The 18,990-nt window shown below is 67.2% G+C and carries 20 protein-coding genes and 2 tRNA genes; 8 read left to right on the forward strand and 14 right to left on the reverse strand.

All coding sequences use genetic code 11. The features are described 5' to 3' along the window. Window positions 1–3 precede the first annotated feature (3 nt). Complete coding sequence (acpS, locus tag IT779_RS12075) at window positions 4–435, forward strand: holo-ACP synthase AcpS (protein ID WP_196149359.1); 432 nt, start codon at window positions 4–6, stop codon at window positions 433–435. A gap of 42 nt (window positions 436–477) precedes the next feature. On the opposite strand, the gene IT779_RS12080 is transcribed toward acpS, so the two are convergent. Beyond that, window positions 478–1,098 carry a TetR/AcrR family transcriptional regulator gene (locus IT779_RS12080; RefSeq protein WP_232541712.1) on the reverse strand — a complete coding sequence of 207 codons (621 nt, stop codon included), beginning with the start codon at window positions 1,096–1,098 and terminating at the stop codon, window positions 478–480. A 346-nt stretch (window positions 1,099–1,444) separates the two neighbouring features. Here IT779_RS12080 and IT779_RS12085 point away from each other — a divergent pair, with 346 nt between their 5' ends. After that, window positions 1,445–2,893 carry a hypothetical protein gene (locus IT779_RS12085; RefSeq protein ID WP_196149360.1) on the forward strand — a complete coding sequence of 483 codons (1,449 nt, stop codon included), beginning with the start codon at window positions 1,445–1,447 and terminating at the stop codon, window positions 2,891–2,893. A 410-nt stretch (window positions 2,894–3,303) separates the two neighbouring features. Here the strand turns inward: IT779_RS12085 and IT779_RS12090 are convergent, their stop codons facing one another. Both IT779_RS12090 and IT779_RS12095 read right to left on the reverse strand, forming a co-directional pair. Further along, complete coding sequence (locus tag IT779_RS12090) at window positions 3,304–4,092, reverse strand: ABC transporter permease (RefSeq protein WP_196149361.1); 789 nt, start codon at window positions 4,090–4,092, stop codon at window positions 3,304–3,306. Between the two features lie 25 nt (window positions 4,093–4,117). Next, the gene (locus tag IT779_RS12095; RefSeq protein ID WP_196149362.1) at window positions 4,118–5,077 is read right to left on the reverse strand and encodes an ATP-binding cassette domain-containing protein; all 960 of its coding nucleotides are present in this window, start codon (window positions 5,075–5,077) and stop codon (window positions 4,118–4,120) included. Window positions 5,078–5,225: 148 nt separating this feature from the next. Between IT779_RS12095 and IT779_RS12100 the strand changes: the two genes are divergently transcribed. Then, a complete protein-coding gene (locus IT779_RS12100) occupies window positions 5,226–6,005 on the forward strand; it encodes a TetR/AcrR family transcriptional regulator (protein WP_196149363.1) in 780 nt (259 codons plus the stop codon). A gap of 149 nt (window positions 6,006–6,154) precedes the next feature. On the opposite strand, the gene bcp is transcribed toward IT779_RS12100, so the two are convergent. After that, window positions 6,155–6,628, reverse strand: a complete 474-nt coding sequence (gene bcp, locus IT779_RS12105; RefSeq protein WP_196149364.1) for a thioredoxin-dependent thiol peroxidase — start codon at window positions 6,626–6,628, stop codon at window positions 6,155–6,157. A 168-nt stretch (window positions 6,629–6,796) separates the two neighbouring features. Between bcp and IT779_RS37690 the strand changes: the two genes are divergently transcribed. Beyond that, complete coding sequence (locus tag IT779_RS37690) at window positions 6,797–7,018, forward strand: DUF3618 domain-containing protein (protein ID WP_196149365.1); 222 nt, start codon at window positions 6,797–6,799, stop codon at window positions 7,016–7,018. 108 nt (window positions 7,019–7,126) lie between these two features. On the opposite strand, the gene IT779_RS12115 is transcribed toward IT779_RS37690, so the two are convergent. Together IT779_RS12115 and IT779_RS12120 are read right to left on the reverse strand one after the other, a co-directional pair. Continuing rightward, window positions 7,127–7,420, reverse strand: a complete 294-nt coding sequence (locus tag IT779_RS12115) for an excalibur calcium-binding domain-containing protein (RefSeq protein WP_196149366.1) — start codon at window positions 7,418–7,420, stop codon at window positions 7,127–7,129. A 132-nt stretch (window positions 7,421–7,552) separates the two neighbouring features. Beyond that, window positions 7,553–8,530: a pirin family protein gene (locus IT779_RS12120; protein WP_196149367.1), complete on the reverse strand. Its 978-nt coding sequence runs from the start codon at window positions 8,528–8,530 to the stop codon at window positions 7,553–7,555. Window positions 8,531–8,591: 61 nt separating this feature from the next. Here IT779_RS12120 and IT779_RS12125 point away from each other — a divergent pair, with 61 nt between their 5' ends. Continuing rightward, window positions 8,592–9,056 carry a MarR family winged helix-turn-helix transcriptional regulator gene (locus IT779_RS12125; protein ID WP_332838762.1) on the forward strand — a complete coding sequence of 155 codons (465 nt, stop codon included), beginning with the start codon at window positions 8,592–8,594 and terminating at the stop codon, window positions 9,054–9,056. On the opposite strand, the gene IT779_RS12130 is transcribed toward IT779_RS12125, so the two are convergent. The 4 genes from IT779_RS12130 to IT779_RS12145 all read right to left on the reverse strand — a co-directional run bounded on the left by IT779_RS12130 (window position 9,037) and on the right by IT779_RS12145 (window position 11,399). After that, entirely contained in the window at window positions 9,037–9,363 is a 327-nt protein-coding gene (locus IT779_RS12130) for a hypothetical protein (RefSeq protein ID WP_196149368.1), read from the reverse strand. The genes IT779_RS12125 and IT779_RS12130 overlap by 20 nt on opposite strands. 60 nt (window positions 9,364–9,423) lie before the next feature. Continuing rightward, complete coding sequence (locus tag IT779_RS12135; protein WP_196149369.1) at window positions 9,424–10,038, reverse strand: transglycosylase SLT domain-containing protein; 615 nt, start codon at window positions 10,036–10,038, stop codon at window positions 9,424–9,426. An 850-nt stretch (window positions 10,039–10,888) separates the two neighbouring features. After that, the gene (locus tag IT779_RS12140) at window positions 10,889–11,071 is read right to left on the reverse strand and encodes a hypothetical protein (RefSeq protein WP_196149370.1); all 183 of its coding nucleotides are present in this window, start codon (window positions 11,069–11,071) and stop codon (window positions 10,889–10,891) included. Window positions 11,072–11,326: 255 nt separating this feature from the next. Further along, a tRNA-Lys gene (locus IT779_RS12145) sits at window positions 11,327–11,399 on the reverse strand. Between the two features lie 329 nt (window positions 11,400–11,728). Here IT779_RS12145 and IT779_RS12150 point away from each other — a divergent pair. Next, window positions 11,729–12,949 carry a L,D-transpeptidase gene (locus IT779_RS12150; RefSeq protein ID WP_196149371.1) on the forward strand — a complete coding sequence of 407 codons (1,221 nt, stop codon included), beginning with the start codon at window positions 11,729–11,731 and terminating at the stop codon, window positions 12,947–12,949. Between the two features lie 58 nt (window positions 12,950–13,007). Here the strand turns inward: IT779_RS12150 and IT779_RS12155 are convergent, their stop codons facing one another. The 3 genes from IT779_RS12155 to orn form a co-directional block, all read right to left on the reverse strand. Continuing rightward, on the reverse strand, window positions 13,008–13,292 hold the full coding sequence (locus IT779_RS12155; RefSeq protein WP_196149372.1) for a hypothetical protein: 285 nt from the start codon (window positions 13,290–13,292) through the stop codon (window positions 13,008–13,010). A gap of 277 nt (window positions 13,293–13,569) precedes the next feature. Then, window positions 13,570–13,642 (reverse strand) — tRNA-His (locus IT779_RS12160). A 55-nt stretch (window positions 13,643–13,697) separates the two neighbouring features. Then, window positions 13,698–14,333 (reverse strand): oligoribonuclease, encoded by a 636-nt coding sequence (gene orn / locus IT779_RS12165; RefSeq protein WP_196149373.1) that lies wholly within the window; start codon window positions 14,331–14,333, stop codon window positions 13,698–13,700. 178 nt (window positions 14,334–14,511) lie between these two features. Between orn and IT779_RS12170 the strand changes: the two genes are divergently transcribed. Together IT779_RS12170 and IT779_RS12175 are read left to right on the forward strand one after the other, a co-directional pair. Next, window positions 14,512–16,323: a helicase HerA-like domain-containing protein gene (locus IT779_RS12170; protein WP_196149374.1), complete on the forward strand. Its 1,812-nt coding sequence runs from the start codon at window positions 14,512–14,514 to the stop codon at window positions 16,321–16,323. Between the two features lie 120 nt (window positions 16,324–16,443). Further along, on the forward strand, window positions 16,444–18,084 hold the full coding sequence (locus tag IT779_RS12175; protein WP_198428420.1) for a S8 family peptidase: 1,641 nt from the start codon (window positions 16,444–16,446) through the stop codon (window positions 18,082–18,084). A gap of 62 nt (window positions 18,085–18,146) precedes the next feature. Here the strand turns inward: IT779_RS12175 and cmrA are convergent, their stop codons facing one another. After that, the gene (cmrA, locus tag IT779_RS12180; protein ID WP_196149376.1) at window positions 18,147–18,950 is read right to left on the reverse strand and encodes a mycolate reductase; all 804 of its coding nucleotides are present in this window, start codon (window positions 18,948–18,950) and stop codon (window positions 18,147–18,149) included. Window positions 18,951–18,990 lie beyond the last annotated feature (40 nt).

Here is an 18,990-nt window from a genome sequence, read left to right on the forward strand (position 1 = left end):
TCTGTGACGATCCTCGGTATCGGATTGGACTTGGTGACCATCTCCGAGTTCTCCGAACAGCTCGAACGTGTCGGGACCACCATGCTCAGGGAGAGTTTCACCGCCGGTGAGCGGCGATACTGTCAGAGCAAGGGCACCGATCCGGCACGCAGTTACGCGGCGCGGTGGGCGGCGAAGGAGGCGGTGCTCAAGGCTTGGGCATCGTCCCGGTTCGCCCGCAGCCCGCAGATCGGCGACAACCCGTATCCGCTGATCGAGGTGGTGAACGACGCGTGGGGCAGGCCGAGCATCAAATTGCACGGCCTCGCCGCGGAGTTCCTGCCGCGCGTGCGGGTGCATCTGTCGCTGACCCACGACGGTGACACGGCGGCGGCCATGGTTGTGCTCGAGGACCCGGGCGAACTCGCCGACCTCATCGAGGGCCGCGCGGGCTGACATCCATCGACGGCGGGCGGACCGAAAGGTCCGTCCGCCGATTCAGCCCTGGCTGGCGGTGCGGGATTCCTTCTCGGCGACCAGCAGATAGGCGACCATCAGGCGTTTGAGCTCCGACACCGCCTCGGCGTTGCTCTGATCGTCCTGGACGGAGAAGTTCAGCATCGAATAGACCACGTGGACAAGCACTTCGGCCATCATGGTGCGGCGTGCGCGCGGCGTGCGCGGGGTGAGCGGTCGCAGCATCTGCGACACCACCTCGGCGAATTCCTTCTCGTGGATGGCGCCGGTGGCCCTGGTGGACGGGGTGGACTGCATGGCGAGCCAGACCTCGCGCCGCGACGGGTCGGTCAACCACAGGTTGGCCAGGTGATCCACGAACTGGTTCATGTGCCGCAGCCAGTCCAGTGACGGGATCTCCCCGTGGAAGTCGGCGAGTTCCTGGGACACCGCGACCAGGTCCTGGCGATTGAGCTCGCAGACGATGACGTACTTGTTGGCGAAGAACTGGTAGAGGGTGCCGATCGGCACCTCGGCCCGCGCCGCGACTTCCTCACATGTGAACGATTCGAAACCGACCTCGACCAGCAGTTCCCGCGACGCTTGCAGCAGCGCGTCGAATTTCCGCTTGCTGCGTTCCTGCGTCGGGCGGCGTCGCGGCATGAGCTCCTGCGGGTCGTCTTGCAGCTCCAACGCGGGGTCCAGGTGCCGCTTCGCCCTGGCCTCCGTGTGCACATCCACCCATTCAGGCTAGCGGTACCGACACGCACAGGACACGCGCACTTGCCAAGCCCGTTCGGATCTGTCACATTTCCCGACCCATCCGTAACCGTCCTGGTGTCGAACACACAACCGAGCGTGCGTGGATTCGCATCCCGCGCGCGCGTGGCACGGGGCATCCCGCGCAGGCGGGGTCGAAAGCGAAGGGTCTCGGGGTTTCACCTGTCCTCGAGCTGGGCAAGGACACCGACCGATGGCGTCCTCTACGTCGCACACGGAAGGCATATCTGTGGTAGCTCGATCTGTGGTCACTCTCGGCGTCTCGACCGAACGCGGCGCTGTACACGCGGTGGTGCTGGCCGACTCCGGCGAACAGCTACCGGAGCGCGTGCTCATGCACCGCGTCGCTCGCCCGCGCGGCGACTCGAAAGCCGACGTCGCCGCCGCGGTGGAGGCCGCGATGGACGAGGTCGCCGCCGAAATCGGTCCGCGCCAGTGGATCGCGGGCACCGCCGTGGTCTACCGCGACGCCGCCGAACGCCGCGCCATCGTCACCCGGTTGGCCTCGGGGCCGTGGCATTCCACCTCGATGGTGTCGACGAAATCCGCGCACCTGAGCCTCGCGGGCATGATGAGCAGGCTCGACCGCTACGACCACCTGCTCATCTGCGAGATCGTGCCCGGCTACCAGTCCTTCACGCTGGTGGATCGCAACCGCAGCCGGGTGCTCGCCGCGACCTCGCAATCGGGTGTCGCGACCACGGATTCGCTGGCCATCGCGGTGACGGCGGCCTGGGATCAGCTCGAGGCTGCCGCGGCCAAACCGGACGCGGTGGTCCTGATCGGTTCCGCCGCCGACGGCGAGGTGGTGCGCGAGGCGCTGGCCGGATTCGGCGCGCCGGTGCTGCCGTGCCCGATCGCGATCGCCGCGCCCGCCGCGGGCGCCGCCATGTCGGCGATGTCGGATGTGCCCGGCATGGAAGACACCATCGATTCGTCCGAGGAGCCCATGCGCTACGGGCGGGGCACCGCCGCGCTGCTGGCCGCCGCCGGTGTGCTGGCCTGCGGCATGATCGCGGGCGGCGTCTACACCATCGACTCGATGACCACCACCGACACCGCCGCCGTCGTCGAGACGCATCCGATCACCGATGTGCGCCGCCCCGCCGAGGACACCGCGGCACGCAAGCCGGCCACCGCGCCGCTGCCTGGATTCGACGCGGGTCGCGCTCCGGTCGTACTCACCCCCGAACCGCGTTTCGGCGATTTCACGCCGAGCACCATCGACACCGGCGTCTCCACGCCGCGTTTCGCACCGCGCGGTGCGCATGCGCTGCCGCTGGACCAGTCGACGCCGACCCGCGGCGCCGAGGAAGTGCCCGCCGCGCTGCTGCCGGGCGCGGGCGTTCCGGAATCGACCAAGGTCGGCGCGCCCGACGGTTCAATGCTGTTCCCCGGCGAGACCCCGCCGCCCGCCGCGTTCACCCCCGAGGCCCAGCACTGGTGGGACAACCATTTCCGGCTGCTCATGCAGTGGGCGTCCGAACAGTTCACCGCGGATCAGACGGTCACCGATCCGCCCGCGCCGGACGCGGCGGTGCCTGCTCCGACCTCGCCCGCGCCCGGAGGGGTCGACCAGGCGCCCGCGCGGTCCGAGCAGTCGACGCTCGAACAGCGCACCGCCATACACACTGCGTCGGGTCGCCACGCCGCGGGTCGGCACGCTGCGGCGGTGTGAGTTCGGGGATCCGGTGGTTGTCGGAGATTCGAATCGGTCGTATTCGCTCGGGGATGCGCCGGGGAAGCACGGACGAATTCGCTGAGGTGTCCGGATTATGGGCGCGTCGAGACCACTGAACAGGTGATGCACGAGAGTCCGGTAGTCCATGCGGCTACCGGACTCTCGCGTGCGTGCGGTCCTTTGCGTGCGTGTGGACTCTCGCGTCCTGGCCACTTGTGCATGGTGACGGACTCTCGCGTGCGTGTGGACTCGGGCGTCATGGCCGACTCCGGCGTGCGGCCCGACGCTGGGTGCAGGCGGACTCTCGGTTGCGCCACCGGATCGAGATGCATCCATTCGATATGGTCCACGGTTCGATTCTCGCGCCCGGCCCGACACCTGCGTCCGGCCGGACTTTTCGCGTTCGGTCAGTCCGCGGTGCGCCGTGCGAACAGCGCGCCCGCAGCCAGATAGCCGGCGAGCGCTATACCGGCGCACCACATGATCGCGGTGATCGCGCTGTCACCGATCGGGGTGCCCATCAGCAGACCGCGCACGGTTTCGATGACGGGTGTGACGGGTTGGTTCTCGGCGAATCGGTGCAGCCAGGTCGGCATCGATTCGGTCGGCACGAAAGCGCTGCTGACATAGGGCAGGAACATGAAGGCGAAGGTGAATCCGTTGGCGGCCTCCGGATTTCGGGCCAGCAGCCCGAGCGCCGCCGCGAGCCAGGACAGCGCGAGCACGAAGATCGCGATGATCGCGAGCGCGCCGAGCCAGCGCGCCGGATCGGCCGTCGGACGGAATCCGAGCGCGACCGCGACGCCGATCACCAGGCAGGTGGTGATCATATTGCGGATCAGGCTCTCCACGACGTGGCCGGTGAGCACCGCCGAGCGGGCGATGTCCATGGCGCGGAACCGGTCGACGATGCCGTCGGTCAGGTCGGTGGACAGGCTCACCGCCGTGGTCGCGGCGCCGAAACCCGCGCACAGCAGGATGATGCCTGGCACCACGTAGTCGATGTAGGCGCCGGGGCCGACGTTCATCGCGCCGCCGAAGACGTAGACGAACATCAGCAGGATCATCACCGGCAGCGCGATCGTCATGATCATGGTGTCCGGGCTGCGCAGCGTGTGGCGAATATTGCGGTCGAGCATGGTGGCGGCGTCCTGCGCGGCGCGCACGGTCCGGCGGGCGGGGGACAGGGTTGTCATCGCGGGTTCTCGATCGTTCGGGCGGTCAGGCGACCGGCGCGGGCTGGGTGGGGTGGCCGGTGAGTGCGAAGAAGACGTCGTCGAGGTCGGGGATGTGCACCGTCAGTTGTTCCACGGTGATGTCGAGGTCCTCGAAGTGATCGAGCAGGCGTTTGACATCGCCCGCGTTCCCGTCGGAGGGCACCTGCACGGTGAGCTGGTCGACATCGGTGACCGCGGCGCGTCCTTCGAGCGCTCGCGCGGCGGCGGCGAGTACCCGCTGGTCACCGAATCGCAGCCGGATGTGCCCGCCCGGCGCGCGCTGTTTGAGTTCCTCCGGGGTGCCTTCGGCGACGATGGCGCCGTGGTCGAGCAGGGCGACGCGATCGGCGAGCTGATCGGCCTCCTCCAGGTATTGGGTGGTGAGGAAGACCGTGACCCCGTCGGCGGTGAGCCGCTGGATCACCCGCCACAGGTCGCGGCGGCTGCGCGGGTCGAGTCCGGTGGTCGGTTCGTCCAGGAAGATCAGATCCGGGCTGCCCATCAGGCTCATTGCCAGGTCGAGGCGGCGGCGCAACCCGCCGGAGTAGGTGCCCGCGCGTCTGTCCGCGACATCGACGAGGTCGAAGCGCTCGAGCAGTTCGGCGCCGCGCGCGGCGATCACCTCGCGATCCAGATGCAGCAGCCTGCCGGTGAGCCGCAGGTTCTCGACGCCGGTGAGCACATCGTCGACGGCCGAATACTGCCCCGTGACGCCGATACGAGCGCGCACCGCGGCCGGTTCGCGCCGTAGATCGTGGCCGAACACCCGCACCTCGCCGCCGTCGGGCTTGCTGAGCGTGGCGAGTATGCGGACCAGGGTGGTCTTGCCCGCGCCGTTGGGCCCGAGCAGGGCGAAGACGGTGCCCGCGCGCACCGACAGGTCGATGCCGGTGAGTACCGGCTGGTCACCGAAGGATTTGGTGAGGCCGCGCGTGGTGAGGGCGGGCTGCGGTTCGGGTGGCATGAGCACTCCTCGAAACTGTTTAGACTATAAACTGAGTTTATATGATAAACAGTTCCTCGGCGCAAGAGGAGACGCCGAGATGCGGTGCGGCGGGGGCGACCCGCGAGAATGGGAGGAACGCGGGCTACGGAGAGGAGTCGGGAACGCCATGGCGAAGTCCGAACAGGCGGCGAGCGTCCAGGCCGTGGTCGCCGGGAGGCCCGCGGAATCCGAGCGGGCGGTGGTGCCCAAGTCCCTGGCGCTGCTGTGGGGGCTCGAGGAGCCGGGCGGGCGCGGCCCCAAACGCGGACTCACCCTGGCTCGGATACTCGACGCGGCCGTCGAGGTGGCCGACGCCGAGGGATATCAGGCGCTGTCGATGAACCGGGTCGCCCGGCAACTCGGTTTCACCGCCATGTCGCTCTACCGATACGTCGACAGCAAACAGACCTTGATCGATCTACTCCTGGACTGGGTCATCGGCGAACCCCCCGACATCGAGCCCGGCGCCACTTGGCGAGAGGGCCTGCGCCAGTGGGCCGTCGCGGAATACCTCGCCATCGAACGCCATCCGTGGTGGCTGGAGATCCCGCTCATCGGCCCACCCATGGGACCGAACAACATGGCCTGGCTGGAAGCGGGCCTGAGCAGGATCGCCGCCACCGAGATAGCGCAGCCCCTACGTCTGCAATTGGTCCTCAACCTGTCGTTCTACGTGATCGGACGCATGCGAATAGCGCGCGGCATGCTGACCGACTCCGTCGACGACGACGATTTCGCCGACGTGATGAGCCAACTCGTCGATCCCGCCCGCTACCCCAACGTGATCGCCGCCTTCGCCACCGAACACCCTTCCGAAGACGAAATAGATTGGCACCGAGCCGATTTCGAATTCGGCCTCGACCGCCTGCTCGACGGCTACGAACACTTCATCCGCACCCGCCGCTGAACCGAACCGAGGCATGCTTCGAGAACCTCGGCTGCCGGTACCGCGGTCGTCTCGCCCATCCGCACATATAGTCTCTCGAGCGACCATATGTGTGAACAGATGCTGCTCAGGCCCGATCCGAATCGTCGACTACTCGATCCTCGACGCGACTAAACCGACAGCTCGCGACGCAGCTTCGCCACGTGACCGGTGGCGCGCACGTTGTATTGCGCGACCTCGATCTTCCCCTGTTCGTCGACGAGGAAGGTGGAGCGGATGACGCCGGTGACGGTTTTGCCGTACATGGTCTTCTCGCCGAACGCGCCCCAGGCGGTGAGTACCTTGCGTTCCGGGTCCGACAGCAGTGGGAAGGTGAGCTGTTCGGCGTCGCGGAACTTGGCCAGCTTCGCGGGTTTGTCGGGGGAGATGCCGACCACGTCGATGCCCGCGCCGTCGAGTTCGGCCAGGCTGTCGCGGAAGTCGCAGGCCTGTTTGGTGCAGCCGGGGGTGCTCGCGGCGGGGTAGAAGTACACGATCACCTTGCGGCCGCGGTAGTCGGCGAGCGAGACCTCCTTGCCGTCGGCGTCGGGCAGTGTGAACGCGGGGGCGGTGTCTCCGGGGGAGAGTCGTTGGTTGTCGGTCACGCCATGCACGGTAATCGAACCGACCGACATTCGGCGTTGGCCACGACCCGAGCGGTGCGTATCGCGCGGACGGATACACTCGTGCGCGAGCCCCGGTGTGCGCGGAGGACGCGGGTCAGCGCCCGGTCCGCGCCCGGCGGCCCGCCAATCCGACAGGAGGACATTTACGTGGCAAGGGATACCGAGCGGATCGAGCGGGACATCGAGGAGGCCCGTACCCGCCTCGCGGGCACACTCGACGAGCTCGCGACACGTGCCGATCCGCAGCGGATCGCGGACGACACCAAACACCTGGTCCTGGCCAAGCTCAACGAGCCGAAGGTGAAGTACAGCCTGATCGGCGCGGGTGCGGTGGTCGTCGGACTGGTGTTGCTCAAGCTTTTCCGCTGAGCGGGTTCGAACGGCGCCGGTTCGAGCGGTGCTGTTTCGGGCGGTGCTGGTGCAAAAAGGCACCCGGTGTGGCCAGTGGCCGCACCGGGTGCCTTCGTTTCGGTGGTATCAGACCGTCGGGCAGGCGAATCCGTCGCCGTCGGGATCCAGGTGCGGCCCGTACCCGGGCTCGCCGCGGAACAGGGGTGCGCGACCCGCGGCCCTGGCGTCGTCACAGTTGTTGAAGGCGCCTCCGGCGGAACCGGTCTGGGTGAGACCGGCCGATCCGGTGGCGGCCACGCCGGTGTCGATCGCCGAGGAGCCGGTACCCGCCGAACCGGTGGGTGCGGCCATCGCGACCGGGGCCGCGAAAAGGGCCAGACCTGCGGCGGCGGCACTGACGGTGAGCCGTCGAACGTTCATGTAATCCTCTATGTCTGCGCGGTGGAATTGGCGTCTTGTCGGGCGACGCCGCATCCACCTTCGTGACACGTTTGCCCGTTGTCAACCGCGCGCAGTGTGATTCGGAATGACCGACTCGCCCGCGCGCGGGTCTCATTCACCGATCGGAGTGCCCCCGAGGTGTTCCGCTGGAATGTTGCCCATTCGTCCGGCTTGGAAGTCTTCCACGGCCTGGATGATCTCGTCGCGGGTGTTCATCACGAAGGGACCGTACTGTGCCACCGGCTCACGGATGGGTTGGCCACCGAGCAGCAGAACTTCCATAGCGCCGGTCGATGATTGTTGCTCCTTGTCTGCTGTGAGGCTGATAGCGGCCCCGTGGCCGAAGACGGCGAGCTGTCCTTCGGCGATCCGACGGTGCTGCGGACCGGCGGTTCCGGCACCGGATAAAACGTATGCCATTGCTGTAAAGTGTTGCGGCCACGGCACTTCCAGCCTGCCGCCCGGAGTGATCGAGGCGTGCGCGTAGGCGATCGGCGTGTAGGTCGAGCCGGGGCCGCGCAGGCCGCCGATCTCGCCCGCGATCACCCGAACGAGCGCGCTGCCGTCGTGCGAACTCGCCAAGGTGAGTCGCGAGGCGTCCAGATCCTGGTAGCGCGGCGCGGCCATCTTCAACGCGCGCGGCAGGTTCACCCACAGCTGGATGCCGTGGAACAGCCCGCCGGTGACGACCAGATCTTCCGGCGGCACCTCGTCGTGCAGGATGCCCGACCCCGCTGTCATCCACTGGGTGTCGCCCTCGCGGATGGTTCCGCCGCCGCCGTGCGAGTCGTGGTGGACCATCGCGCCGTCGAGCATGTAGGTGACGGTTTCGAAGCCGCGGTGCGGATGCCACGGCGCGCCCTTGGCTTCGTGCGGTTCATAGGCGACCGGACCCATCTGGTCGAGCAGGATGAACGGGTCGGCCGAGCGCAGGTCGGCGCTGGGAAAGGGTCTGCGCACCTCGAAGCCCGCGCCTTCGAGTTGCCGGTGCGCGGTGACCACTTTTGTGACCGGTCGTTCGGCCTCGGTGCGTGCTGGTCGCGGCAGGCGAGGCAGGATCGTGGTATCGGAGACGGTGACGGCGGGCATGCGCACCTCCTGGGAGCGTGTTGGTGTCCATGTCAACTAATTGACGGTTAGGATCATTCCCGTGGTGCAGTGGTTGAGCGATGACGAGCAGCGGACCTGGCAGGCATACGTGCGGCTGCGCCAGCGGATGGACGCGGCGATCACCGCCGGACTGGCGCGCGACGGCCTGTCCCTCGCCGATTACGAACTGCTGGTGGCGCTTTCGGCCGCGCCCGAGGACCGCCTGCGCGCCAAGGACCTCGCCGCCGAGGTCTGCTGGGAGAAAAGCAGACTGTCGAAACACTTGGCGCGCATGGCCGCTCGCGGCCTCGTCGACCGCAGCCAGGCCGTCGACGACGCCAGGGGCGTGCTGATCCAGCTCACCCCGTCCGGGCGCGAAGCCATCGAACGCGCCGCGCCCAATCACGTCGAACTGGTGCGCGCGCTGTTCATCGAGCCGATGACCGAAGCGGAGGCGACCGCGCTGCGCTCCCTCGCCGACCGGGTGATCCCGCAGGCCGAGCAGGTCACGACGTCCACGGTGTGACCGGAGGCTTCACCCAGAGGATCTTCTCCTCGGCGTGCGGACGGCGCGCGGCCGGATGTCCGGGATTGCGTGCCGACCACGCCAGCTTCGCCGCGAGCAGTTCCGCCACCGCCGACCACGTCTCTTCGGTGCTCGGCGGGTTGGCGCCCGCCGCGCGAGCCAGTTTGCGCCGAGTCGCCGCGGATAAGCCGAGCAGTTCCGGGCCGCTGATATCGCGGTCCCACAGGTAAGCGGCCAAACGGCGGGCCTTCTCGGCGCGGCGGCTGACCGACGCGTCGGTGTGCGCGTAATCGGCCACGTCCGGCATCGTACGCCGCGAGCCCCCGTCGCCGATCGGTCGATGGCGCGGGGGCTCGTGCGGTCGGACTCAGTACGCGGAGTTGACGTTGTCCATCGAGCCGTAGCGGTGGGCGGCGTAGTTGCACGCGGCCACGATGTTGGAGACCGGGTTCCAGACGTCGAACGGAGTGCCGTCGACATGGTATGCGGCGAAAGTGGGGTCGATCACCTGGAGCAGGCCCTTGGACGGGATGCCCGCGGCGGCATTGGAGTCCCAGAGGTTGATGGCCTGGGGATTACCGGTGGACTCGCGCATGATGTTGCGGTGGATGCCCTGATAGGTGCCCGGGATGCCCTTGTCGGCCATGATGTCGAGCGCCTGACGGATCCAACCGTCGAGGTTGTCCGCGTAGACCGGGGCGGGCGGGGCCGGTGCGGGCATGGGGGCGGGAACCGGCTCGGCGACGGGCGCGGGCTCGGGAGCGGGCGGCGCGGGAAGCGCCTCGGCCTGCGGCGCGGCCACGGCCTGCGCGGCCACCGGCTGCTCGTCGGCGACGATGGCAATGCGAGTGGAGACGCTGTCATCGGCCATCGACGCGGCCGACGATGCCGCCACGGCCACGATTCCGGCCGCTGCCACGGCGAAGGTGAACCCTTCGCGCAGGGTGGTGCGACGAATGCGGGATAGGCGTCGTTCTAGCATTGCGGTATTCCTTCTTCGAGTTTCCGGACGAATTCGCTTACGAGGCAGCGCGAATCCGAGGCGGGCGCCGGGTGGGCGCACACCGTGCGAGCAGATGTGCTTTTGTCGGATGTGGTTGTGGGGGACACGGGTAGGTCCCCGGACACCGCGCCGATGGAAACGGCGGTGCCTGCGTGCGCTGTGCGCATCCGTTCCGCTCGATGCGGAACTCCTCCACGCGTGCGGTGGACGTCAGGCGGAAGATCGAGAATCCGTTTGCCGGATATACTCGGCGACCGGTGGTCGTCCTTGCGGACTTCGGTCGTCTTTCCGAGTACGAGTAGGTAACTCCTCGGTCCAACCAAACCTCAGGTCTGTTCGCGACCTGATTGCAGAATGGTCACGGAAGATGAACACAAGGTTAACGAATTGCGAACCCGAGGTGTTGGTGATCTTGGAAAGCCCTGGCCGTCCGCGAAATCATGGATGTATGCAGGAGGTTTGCTGCTAAACATCTTGTGGCGTAGGTCACACAAATTTTTCCGTGACAGCAGCGATTCGAGGGTGAATGCGTCGGATTTGCTGTCCGGATTGTGACAGGTGGGGTCATTAGGTCACCGACCTGTTATGGATGTGCGATCGTTCCGTGCTCATCGGATCAGCTGCAAGGTCGCTGTGACCTATGCGAAACATTTGCCTCAGGAGGCGGGCTTATCGGGCTCCTGCGTACGCGTATCGCTCCGCGGGTCAGGCGCTTGAGGTGGACCGACGGACAGCGGCGGACCTCAATGGCTGGGCATCGAAACCGTGCTCGACCTCCAACGGGGGCTCGGTGGGCAACACCGGCGTGGCGGCGACCGCGATGCCTGGTTCAGTCATCGAGGCGGTCCTCTCCGAATGTCGCTTCGATTTCAACCCGTTCGGCGTTGCCGCTGATATCGGTAAAGCGGGCAAGCCGCGCGATGAGGTCCGCGACCGCCACATCTGGTCGCGATTCACCGACGGCGCGATCGATGTGACTGCGCTCGTCGCGGTCATGAATTTCCGGACTCATCCGAACGGACCCTCCTCGCCCTGCCCCCGGGCAGGCGATCAGCACAAGCGTAGCGGAAGCGTTGCCCCTCAACGTTGTTCGGACCACAGGCAGAGGCGTTGGTAATGCCGGACTTGTCGGCGGTCCTGGATCTGGGAAAGGATTGCGCGCGGTTGGCGGCGACGCTTGGCGATGAACCCTGGTATAGCTTTGGTAAAGGTCCGGTGTAGGCGAGTTGATACAACCCTGAAACCGGCTCTGACCTGGTATTTTGAGTGCGCCATCAGGGACTCGAACCCCGAACCCGCTGATTAAGAGTCAGCTGCTCTGCCAATTGAGCTAATGGCGCGTCGCACCGTGTTCCGGTGCGGGACAAACAGTAACAGGCGGAGGGTGCAGAAGTGAAATCGCCTGATGAGGGCGGTGGTGCGCGGGTGTGCGGCGATGTTCACATCGGGCCGCTCGGGTGTTAACACCGGCCGCCACCGGGGTGATCTATCCGATGGAGCCTGTGTGGGCGGCCGGTCTTGCATTGGATCGGGTGCTCGAGGGCCGGCAGAATGATGGACGTGGTCTCGACCGGTCCCGCCGGCGCGGTGGGTTGAGCGCATTTTCGGTTGGATCCGAAGCCATCGGCGTCTCGCGTTGGAGGCGTCGTGACTTGAAACGGGGTTGAATATGAGCGTTGGTCGAGGCAGACATCGTCGGTCGATGCACAAGCTTCTCGGACCGGTGGCACTGCTCGCGGTGCTCGCATTCGGGCTTTCGGCCTGTTCGTCGGCGACGGAGAGTACCGCCGCGGCGGCCGTGCCGATCGACCGCAACCCGATCACCGAATTGATCAAGCCCAAGCTGTTGTCCCCGGTCAAGGACGGCGATATGGGCGTCTCGCCCGGTATGCCGATGACGTTCCAGGTCGAGGACGGCCAGTTCACGAACGTGCGGATGCTCAACGCGGAGAACCGTCCGATTTCGGGGAAGCTGGCGCAGGACGGTCGCACGTGGGAGACCGCCGAACTGCTCGGTTACGGCAAGACCTACACCCTGACCGCCGACGCGATCGGACTCGGCGGCGCGAACTCAACCGCGCTGCGGTTCACCACGAGCTCGCCGGGCAACCAGACGCACCCGTACCTGATTCCGGGTGAGGGGGAAGTGGTCGGCATCGGCCAGCCGGTCGCGGTGCAGTTCGACGAGAACATCCCCAACCGTAAAGCCGCCCAGGACGCGATCAAGATCACCACCGATCCGCCGGTGGAAGGCGCGTTCTACTGGGTGAACAACCGTGAGGTGCGGTGGCGGCCGGAGAATTTCTGGAAGTCGGGCACCAAGGTCACCATCGATGTGAACGTCTACGGCAAGGATCTCGGCAACGGTCTCTACGGCCAGGACAACCTGCATTCGTTCTTCACGATCGGCGACGCCACGATCTTCACCGCCGACGACAACACCAAGCAGGTGGTCGTCGAGCAGAACGGTCAGGTCATCAAGACGATGCCGACCTCGATGGGCAAGAGCAACACGCCCACCGACAACGGCATCTACATCGTGGCCGACAAGCACGAGAAGATCATCATGGACTCCTCGACCTACGGTGTGGCGGTGAACTCCCCGGACGGCTACAAGACCCCGGTGGATTTCGCGACGCGCCTCTCCTACAGTGGCATCTTCTTCCATTCGGCCCCGTGGTCGGTGGGGGCGCAGGGGTACAGCAACACCAGCCACGGCTGCCTGAATCTGAGTCCGGCGAACGCGCAGTGGGTGTTCCAGAACGCCAAGCGCGGTGACATCACCATCGTGAAGAACACGGTGGGCGGCACGCTGTCCGGTGTCGACGGCCTCGGCGACTGGAATATCCCGTGGGCGGAATGGAAGGCGGGCAACGCGGACGCTCGCTGACCCGAACAGACGAAAGGCTCCTCGCGTAAGACGCGGGGAGCCTTTGTCGTCGGCGAGGTCAGGGGATGTTGGGGCCCGCTGTGCCCGGGCAGGTGAGGTTGGCGTTCAACGCGCTGCCGATCGCCGCGCACAACAGCGGCCCGCCGAACAGGAGCCGTTCCAGGCCGCCCGCCGAGCCGGACTCGCCGGACCCGGTGGTGGTCGCGCCGCCCGCGGAGCCCGTCCAGAAGCCGGTGCTCGCTGCCGAGCCGGAGTCGACGACGGGGCTCGCGGTGGCCGCGAGGGCGGTGGTCGGGGTGAGCAGGGAAGCTCCGACGAAAGCGGCGATGGCCGCGGAACGCATCACGAACTCGATGTCTTTCTGTTCGACCGGTGTGGTCCGGGCGACACGCCTTCGCCACGGTGATCGCAGTCTACGAGGTGCCAGGCCATCTGTACCGCAATCAGGACAAGATGCGTTTCACAGCACAGTCGGGCTGGGGGTGGATGATGACGGTCGACAAGATGGAGCGCACGGGAAGTGCGATGAGACCCCTACCGATCGCCACGAAAACTCGCTGAAGGTTCGAACGACAAGTGAGGCCCAGGTCCGGGATACTCCCGCGACCTGGGCCTCTGAGGGTGAGTGACGGGACTCGAACCCGCGACAGCCAGGATCACAACCTGGTGCTCTACCAACTGAACTACACTCACCATCGCCGCAACAACACCGGCGCGCTCGATACTAGCCTGTCACCCCCTCCGTGCCCTAATCGGCGCTCCGCGCGGCGCTGTTCTGCGCGTTCGCGCCGCTCAGTTCGGTCGCCACGGCGGCGATCTCGGTGGTAGACGGGCCCGGCGCCGTCACGAACGCGGTGCGTCGGTAGTACTCGAGTTCGCGGATGGATTCCTTGATATCGGCCAGCGCGCGATGGGTCAGCCCCTTTTCCGGCTGTCCGAAATAGATGCGCGGATACCAGCGGCGACACAGTTCCTTGATCGAACTCACATCGATCATGCGGTAGTGCAGATGACCGTCGAGGGCAGGCATGTCCCTGGCGATGAACCCGCGGTCGGTGGCGATCGAATTACCCGCCAACGGAACGGTTCCCGGCGTCGGCGCGAATTGGCGGATGTAGTCGAGGACCTGCTCCTCGGCCTCGGCCAGCGTGACCGTGGAGCGGCGCACCTCTTCGGTGAGTCCGGAGCGCGCGTGCATCTCGGTGACCACCGCGGGCATGGCGGCCAACGCCTCGTCATCGGCGTGGATCACGATATCCACGCCGTCACCCAGGATATTGAGATCACTGTCGGTGACGAGCGCGGCCACCTCGATCAGTTTGTCGCTGTCGAGGCGAAGCCCGGTCATCTCGCAATCCATCCACACCACAAATTTGTCCGACACCCCGGCAACCTTACTGTGTGTCATTTGCCGCACGTGGCAGTTGTCGCCGGGCGTCACCGGACCGGTACACCGTCGAACGCGCGACGGCGGGGATAGGCTTTCCGCAGAGTTCGGCACAGCGTTTTCGGTACGTCGGCAAATCCCGCGCGCGGGAGTCAGACCGGACGGAGGATGTGCGATGAACGACCCTTCGCGCAGCGATGCGGCGCAGACACCACGGGAGCGGGTCGCGGCGGCTCGTGCGGCGGCCGAGGAGGCAGCGCGGGTGGCGGCGCGGGCGCAGGCCGCGGCCGAGGCCGCCGAGCGGGAACTGCTCGCACAGGAGGCGGCCGCGGCCTCGGGTATCGGCGGTGCGGCGGTCGCGGCGGCGGGCGGCGCCGCGGCTCGTGCCGAACGCACCGCCGAGGCCGCGGGGGTGGCCGCTCAGCAGCAGGCCGTGGCCGAAGCCGCCGCCGACAATGTCGATACATCGGTCGCCCGGCAGATCGCCGCGGGTTACCTGGCGCAGGGTGCCGCGCTGGAACTCGGGACGGTGGTCGTGGACGGGCAGGTGGACCCGGGCGCGGCGGTGCGCATACCGCTGCGCACGGTGAACCGCCACGGATTGGTCGCGGGGGCGACCGGCACCGGCAAGACGAAGACATTGCAGGGCATCGCCGAACAGCTATCGCACGCGGGGGTGCCCGTGGTGCTGGCCGATGTCAAAGGTGACCTGTCGGGTCTGGCGCGAGCGGGCGAGGCGGGGGACGAGATCGCCGCGCGCGCCGCCAAGACCGGTGCGCCGGACTGGGCGCCGTCGGGTTTCCCCACCGAGTTCGTCTCGCTCGGCACCGATGGCATCGGGGTGCCGATTCGTGCCACAGTCACCGCGTTCGGTCCGGTGCTGCTCGGTAAGGTGCTCGGACTCAACGAGACTCAGGAATCCACGCTCGGGCTGATCTTCCACTGGGCCGATCGCAACGGACTCGCCCTGCTGGATCTGAAGGATCTGCGCGCCGTCATCACCCATCTCACCAGCGCCGAAGGCAAGGCGGATCTGAAAGGGATCGGCGGCGTGTCGGCGGCGACGGCGGGGGTGATCCTGCGCGCGCTGGTCAATCTGGAAGCCGACGGCGGGGAGACCTTCTTCGGGGAACCCGAACTCGACCCGGCCGATCTGGTGCGCACCGTTGGCGGGCACGGCGTGATCACGCTGTTCGAACTCGGCGCGCAGGCGGCGCGGCCGGTGATGTTCTCCACGTTCCTCATGTGGGTGCTCGCCGACCTGTTCCAGACCTTGCCCGAGGTCGGTGACGTCGATACTCCGAAACTCGTGTTCATCTTCGACGAGGCGCACCTGCTGTTCGCCGACGCGTCCAAAGCGTTCCTCGATCAAGTCGAGCAGACCGTGAAACTGATCCGCTCCAAAGGCGTCGGTGTCTTCTTCTGCACCCAGCTCCCCACCGACATACCGAATCCGGTGTTGTCCCAACTCGGTGCGCGCATTCAGCACGCGCTGCGCGCCTTCACCCCCGACGATCAGAAAGCGCTCACGAAAACCGTTCGCACCTTCCCGAAGACGTCGGTATACGACCTCGAAGAAGCGCTCACCTCGCTCGGCACCGGTGAGGCCGTCGTCACCGTACTGTCCGAGACCGGTGCGCCGACTCCGGTAGCGTGGACCAGGATTCGCCCGCCCCGCTCTCTCATGGACACCATAGGAACCGAAGCGATCAAGTCGGCCGCACTCTCCAGCCCGCTCGCGGGAAAGTACGCGCGAACCATCGATCGCGAATCGGCCTACGAAATCCTCACCGCGAAAATCGAAGCCGCCGCGCCGCCCGATCATGCTCCGCCGCCGCCCGGGCGATCGGACACTGCGCCGGAACAGGATTCGGCCGCCGAACGCATCATGAGGAATCCCGCGGTGAAGAGTTTCCTGCGCTCGGCGGCGAGTGCGGCGGGACGCGAGATCAGCCGCAGCCTCTTCGGGACGCGCCGTCGGAGGTGAGCGGCGCCTGCGAGGTATCGGCGCGTGTGGCAGACGGCTTGCCTGCGGGTCGTCGTGCGAGGTGGGTGGGGTGGTGGTTACATTCTGGGGACGTTGGTGTGGCGGATGGAGGGAGTCGCGGTGCCTACCGTGAAGTTCGGGACCGTGGATGAGCCGGGGTTCGAATTGGTGCCCAGTTCGGATCTGATTGTGGTGCGGACGTATTCGGGGCGGGGGGTGGCGCGGCGGTCGGGGGCGGTGCGGACGCCGTTGGGGGCTGAGTTCGAGGATGCTCGGTTGGTGGTGGGGTATCCGGAGGCGGGGATCGAGGTTTATCGGCTGCCGCCGGATCTGTCGGTGGCCGAGCGGAAGCGGGAGCTCGAACAGGCGCCGGAGATTCGATTCGCGGGGCATGTGCTGGTTGACCCGGGATCGGATGAGCCGGTGCTGTACACCGAGAACGTGTTCGTGAAGTTCATCGACGACGCGGAACCGGCGGACTGTCGTGCGGTGCTCGTCGGGGCGGGGCTCGAGGTGCGCGAGCGGGTGGAGTACGCGGAGAACGCGTATTTCGCGGCGGCGCCCGAGGGCACGGGGCAGCGGGTGTTCGATATCGCGAACGCGCTGCTGGAGCGCGAGGATGTGCGGTTCAGCCATCCGGAATTGATCCGGCCGCGTTCGCACAAGGCGATCTTCGATCAGCAGTGGCATCTGAAGCGGACCGTGGTCGACGGGAAGGCCATCGATGCGAGTGCCAATGTCGAAGCGGCGCATGCGGTCACGCGCGGGAGGGGCATCACGATCGCGATCGTGGACGACGGTGTCGACATCGATCATCCGGAATTCGCGGGCAAGGTCGTCGCGCCGCGTGATGTGACCTCGGGCACCGATGATCCGCGGCCGAAGGACAGTTTCGGCACCGGGCCCGACGACGGCGACAATCACGGCACCGCATGCGCCGGGGTGGCGTGCGCCGCCGGTGCGGTGGGGGCGTCGGGGGTCGCGCCGGAGGCGAAGCTGCTGCCGATCCGGTTGGCCTCGGGGCTCGGATCGCAGGCCGAGGCGCAGGCATTCCGGTGGGCGGCCGATCACGGCGCCGATGTGGTCTCGTGCAGTTGGGGTCCCACCGACGGCGCCTGGTTCCGACCGAACGACCCGGCACACACCAGGGTGGTCGCCTTGCCTGCCAGCACTCGCCTCGCGATCGAGTACGCGGTGACCAAGGGGCGCGGCGGTCGCGGGTGCGTTGTGGTGTTCGCGGCGGGGAACGGGAACGAGTCGGTCGACAACGACGGGTACGCGAGCTACCCGAAGGTGATCGCGGTCGCGGCCTGCAACGACACCGGAAAGCGCAGTGTCTACAGCGATTTCGGCAAAGCCGTGTGGTGCGCGTTCCCGAGCAATGATCTCGGTCACGCGCCGTTCGGCCATCCGGCTCCGCTCACCAAGGGCATCTGGACCGTGGACCGGCACGGTCGCGACGGCTACAACACCGGCCGCGCCGCCGACGGTGACCTCGCGGGCAACTTCACCAACAGTTTCGGCGGCACCTCCAGTGCGTGCCCCGGTGTCGCGGGTGTGGTGGCGTTGATGCTGTCGGTGGGTCCCGAGCTGAGTTCCGAACGTGTGAAGCAGGTGCTCAGGGAGGTGTGTGAGCGCATCGATCCCGAGGGCGGCGAGTACGAGGCCGACGGTCACAGTCGGTGGTACGGCTACGGTCGGGTCGACGCGTTCGAGGCGGTGCGCGCCGCCGAGGCCGCGGCCCGTGCGGTGCGGGTCTGACCAGCCGCGGGATTCGGGCCGTGTCGTCGGGACCGTACGCGCGTCCGGCGCCTGACGGGGCCTCAGTTGCCGAGTCGTCGGTACAGCGCGCCCGCGATCGGTGCGGACAGGGCGCGTGGGGCGTATTGGCCCGCGACGCTCATGCCCTTGCCGAGCAGGCCGGGGACCACGCGCATCTTGTTGCGCGCGAGTGCGTCCAGGGAGAGTTTCGCGGTGTGTTCGGCGGAGACCCAGATGAATTCGGGCACCTTGTTGTCGGCGACGAACGCTTCGGTCTGCTCCGGGTTGTCGGTGCGCACGGGGCCGGGGGCGAGCAGGGTGACGTGCACGCCTTTGCCGCGCAGTTCGCCGCGCAGCGATTCGGCGAAGCTGTTGGCGAACGCTTTGGACGCGGCGTAGGTGGTGTTGTTGGGGATGGGCATGTTGCCCGCCGCCGAGCCGGTGACGAGGATGCCGCCCGCGCCGCGCGCGATCATGCCGGGCAGTGCGGCCAGGCTCAGGTCGTGGACGGCGACGGCGTTGAGTTCCATCACCGCGCGTTCGAAGTCGGGGTCGAGGTCGGCGACGGCGCCGAAGGTCGCCACGCCCGCGTTGTTGCACAGGATCGCGATATCGCGGTCGGCCAGTTCCTGGGCGAGCGGTCGGCGCTGGTCGCGGTCGGACAGGTCGACCGCGCGCACCTCGGCGGTGATCCCGTGCCGCTCGGTGAGCCGCCGCGCCAGGTCGGCGAGCAGCTCACCGCGGCGCGCGACGAGGATCAGCGAATATCCGCGCGCCGCGAGTTCGGCGGCGAGGGCGGTTCCGATACCGGAGGACGCGCCGGTGACCACCGCGCGATTGTCCGAAGTGGGGGCAGGCAAACTCACGCTGCGAGGCTACGCGATGCCGCCGAGGCATCGGGCACGG

This window comes from Nocardia bovistercoris (genome assembly GCF_015674855.1).
In the GTDB taxonomy this organism is placed as follows: Bacteria; Actinomycetota; Actinomycetes; order Mycobacteriales; family Mycobacteriaceae; genus Nocardia; species Nocardia bovistercoris.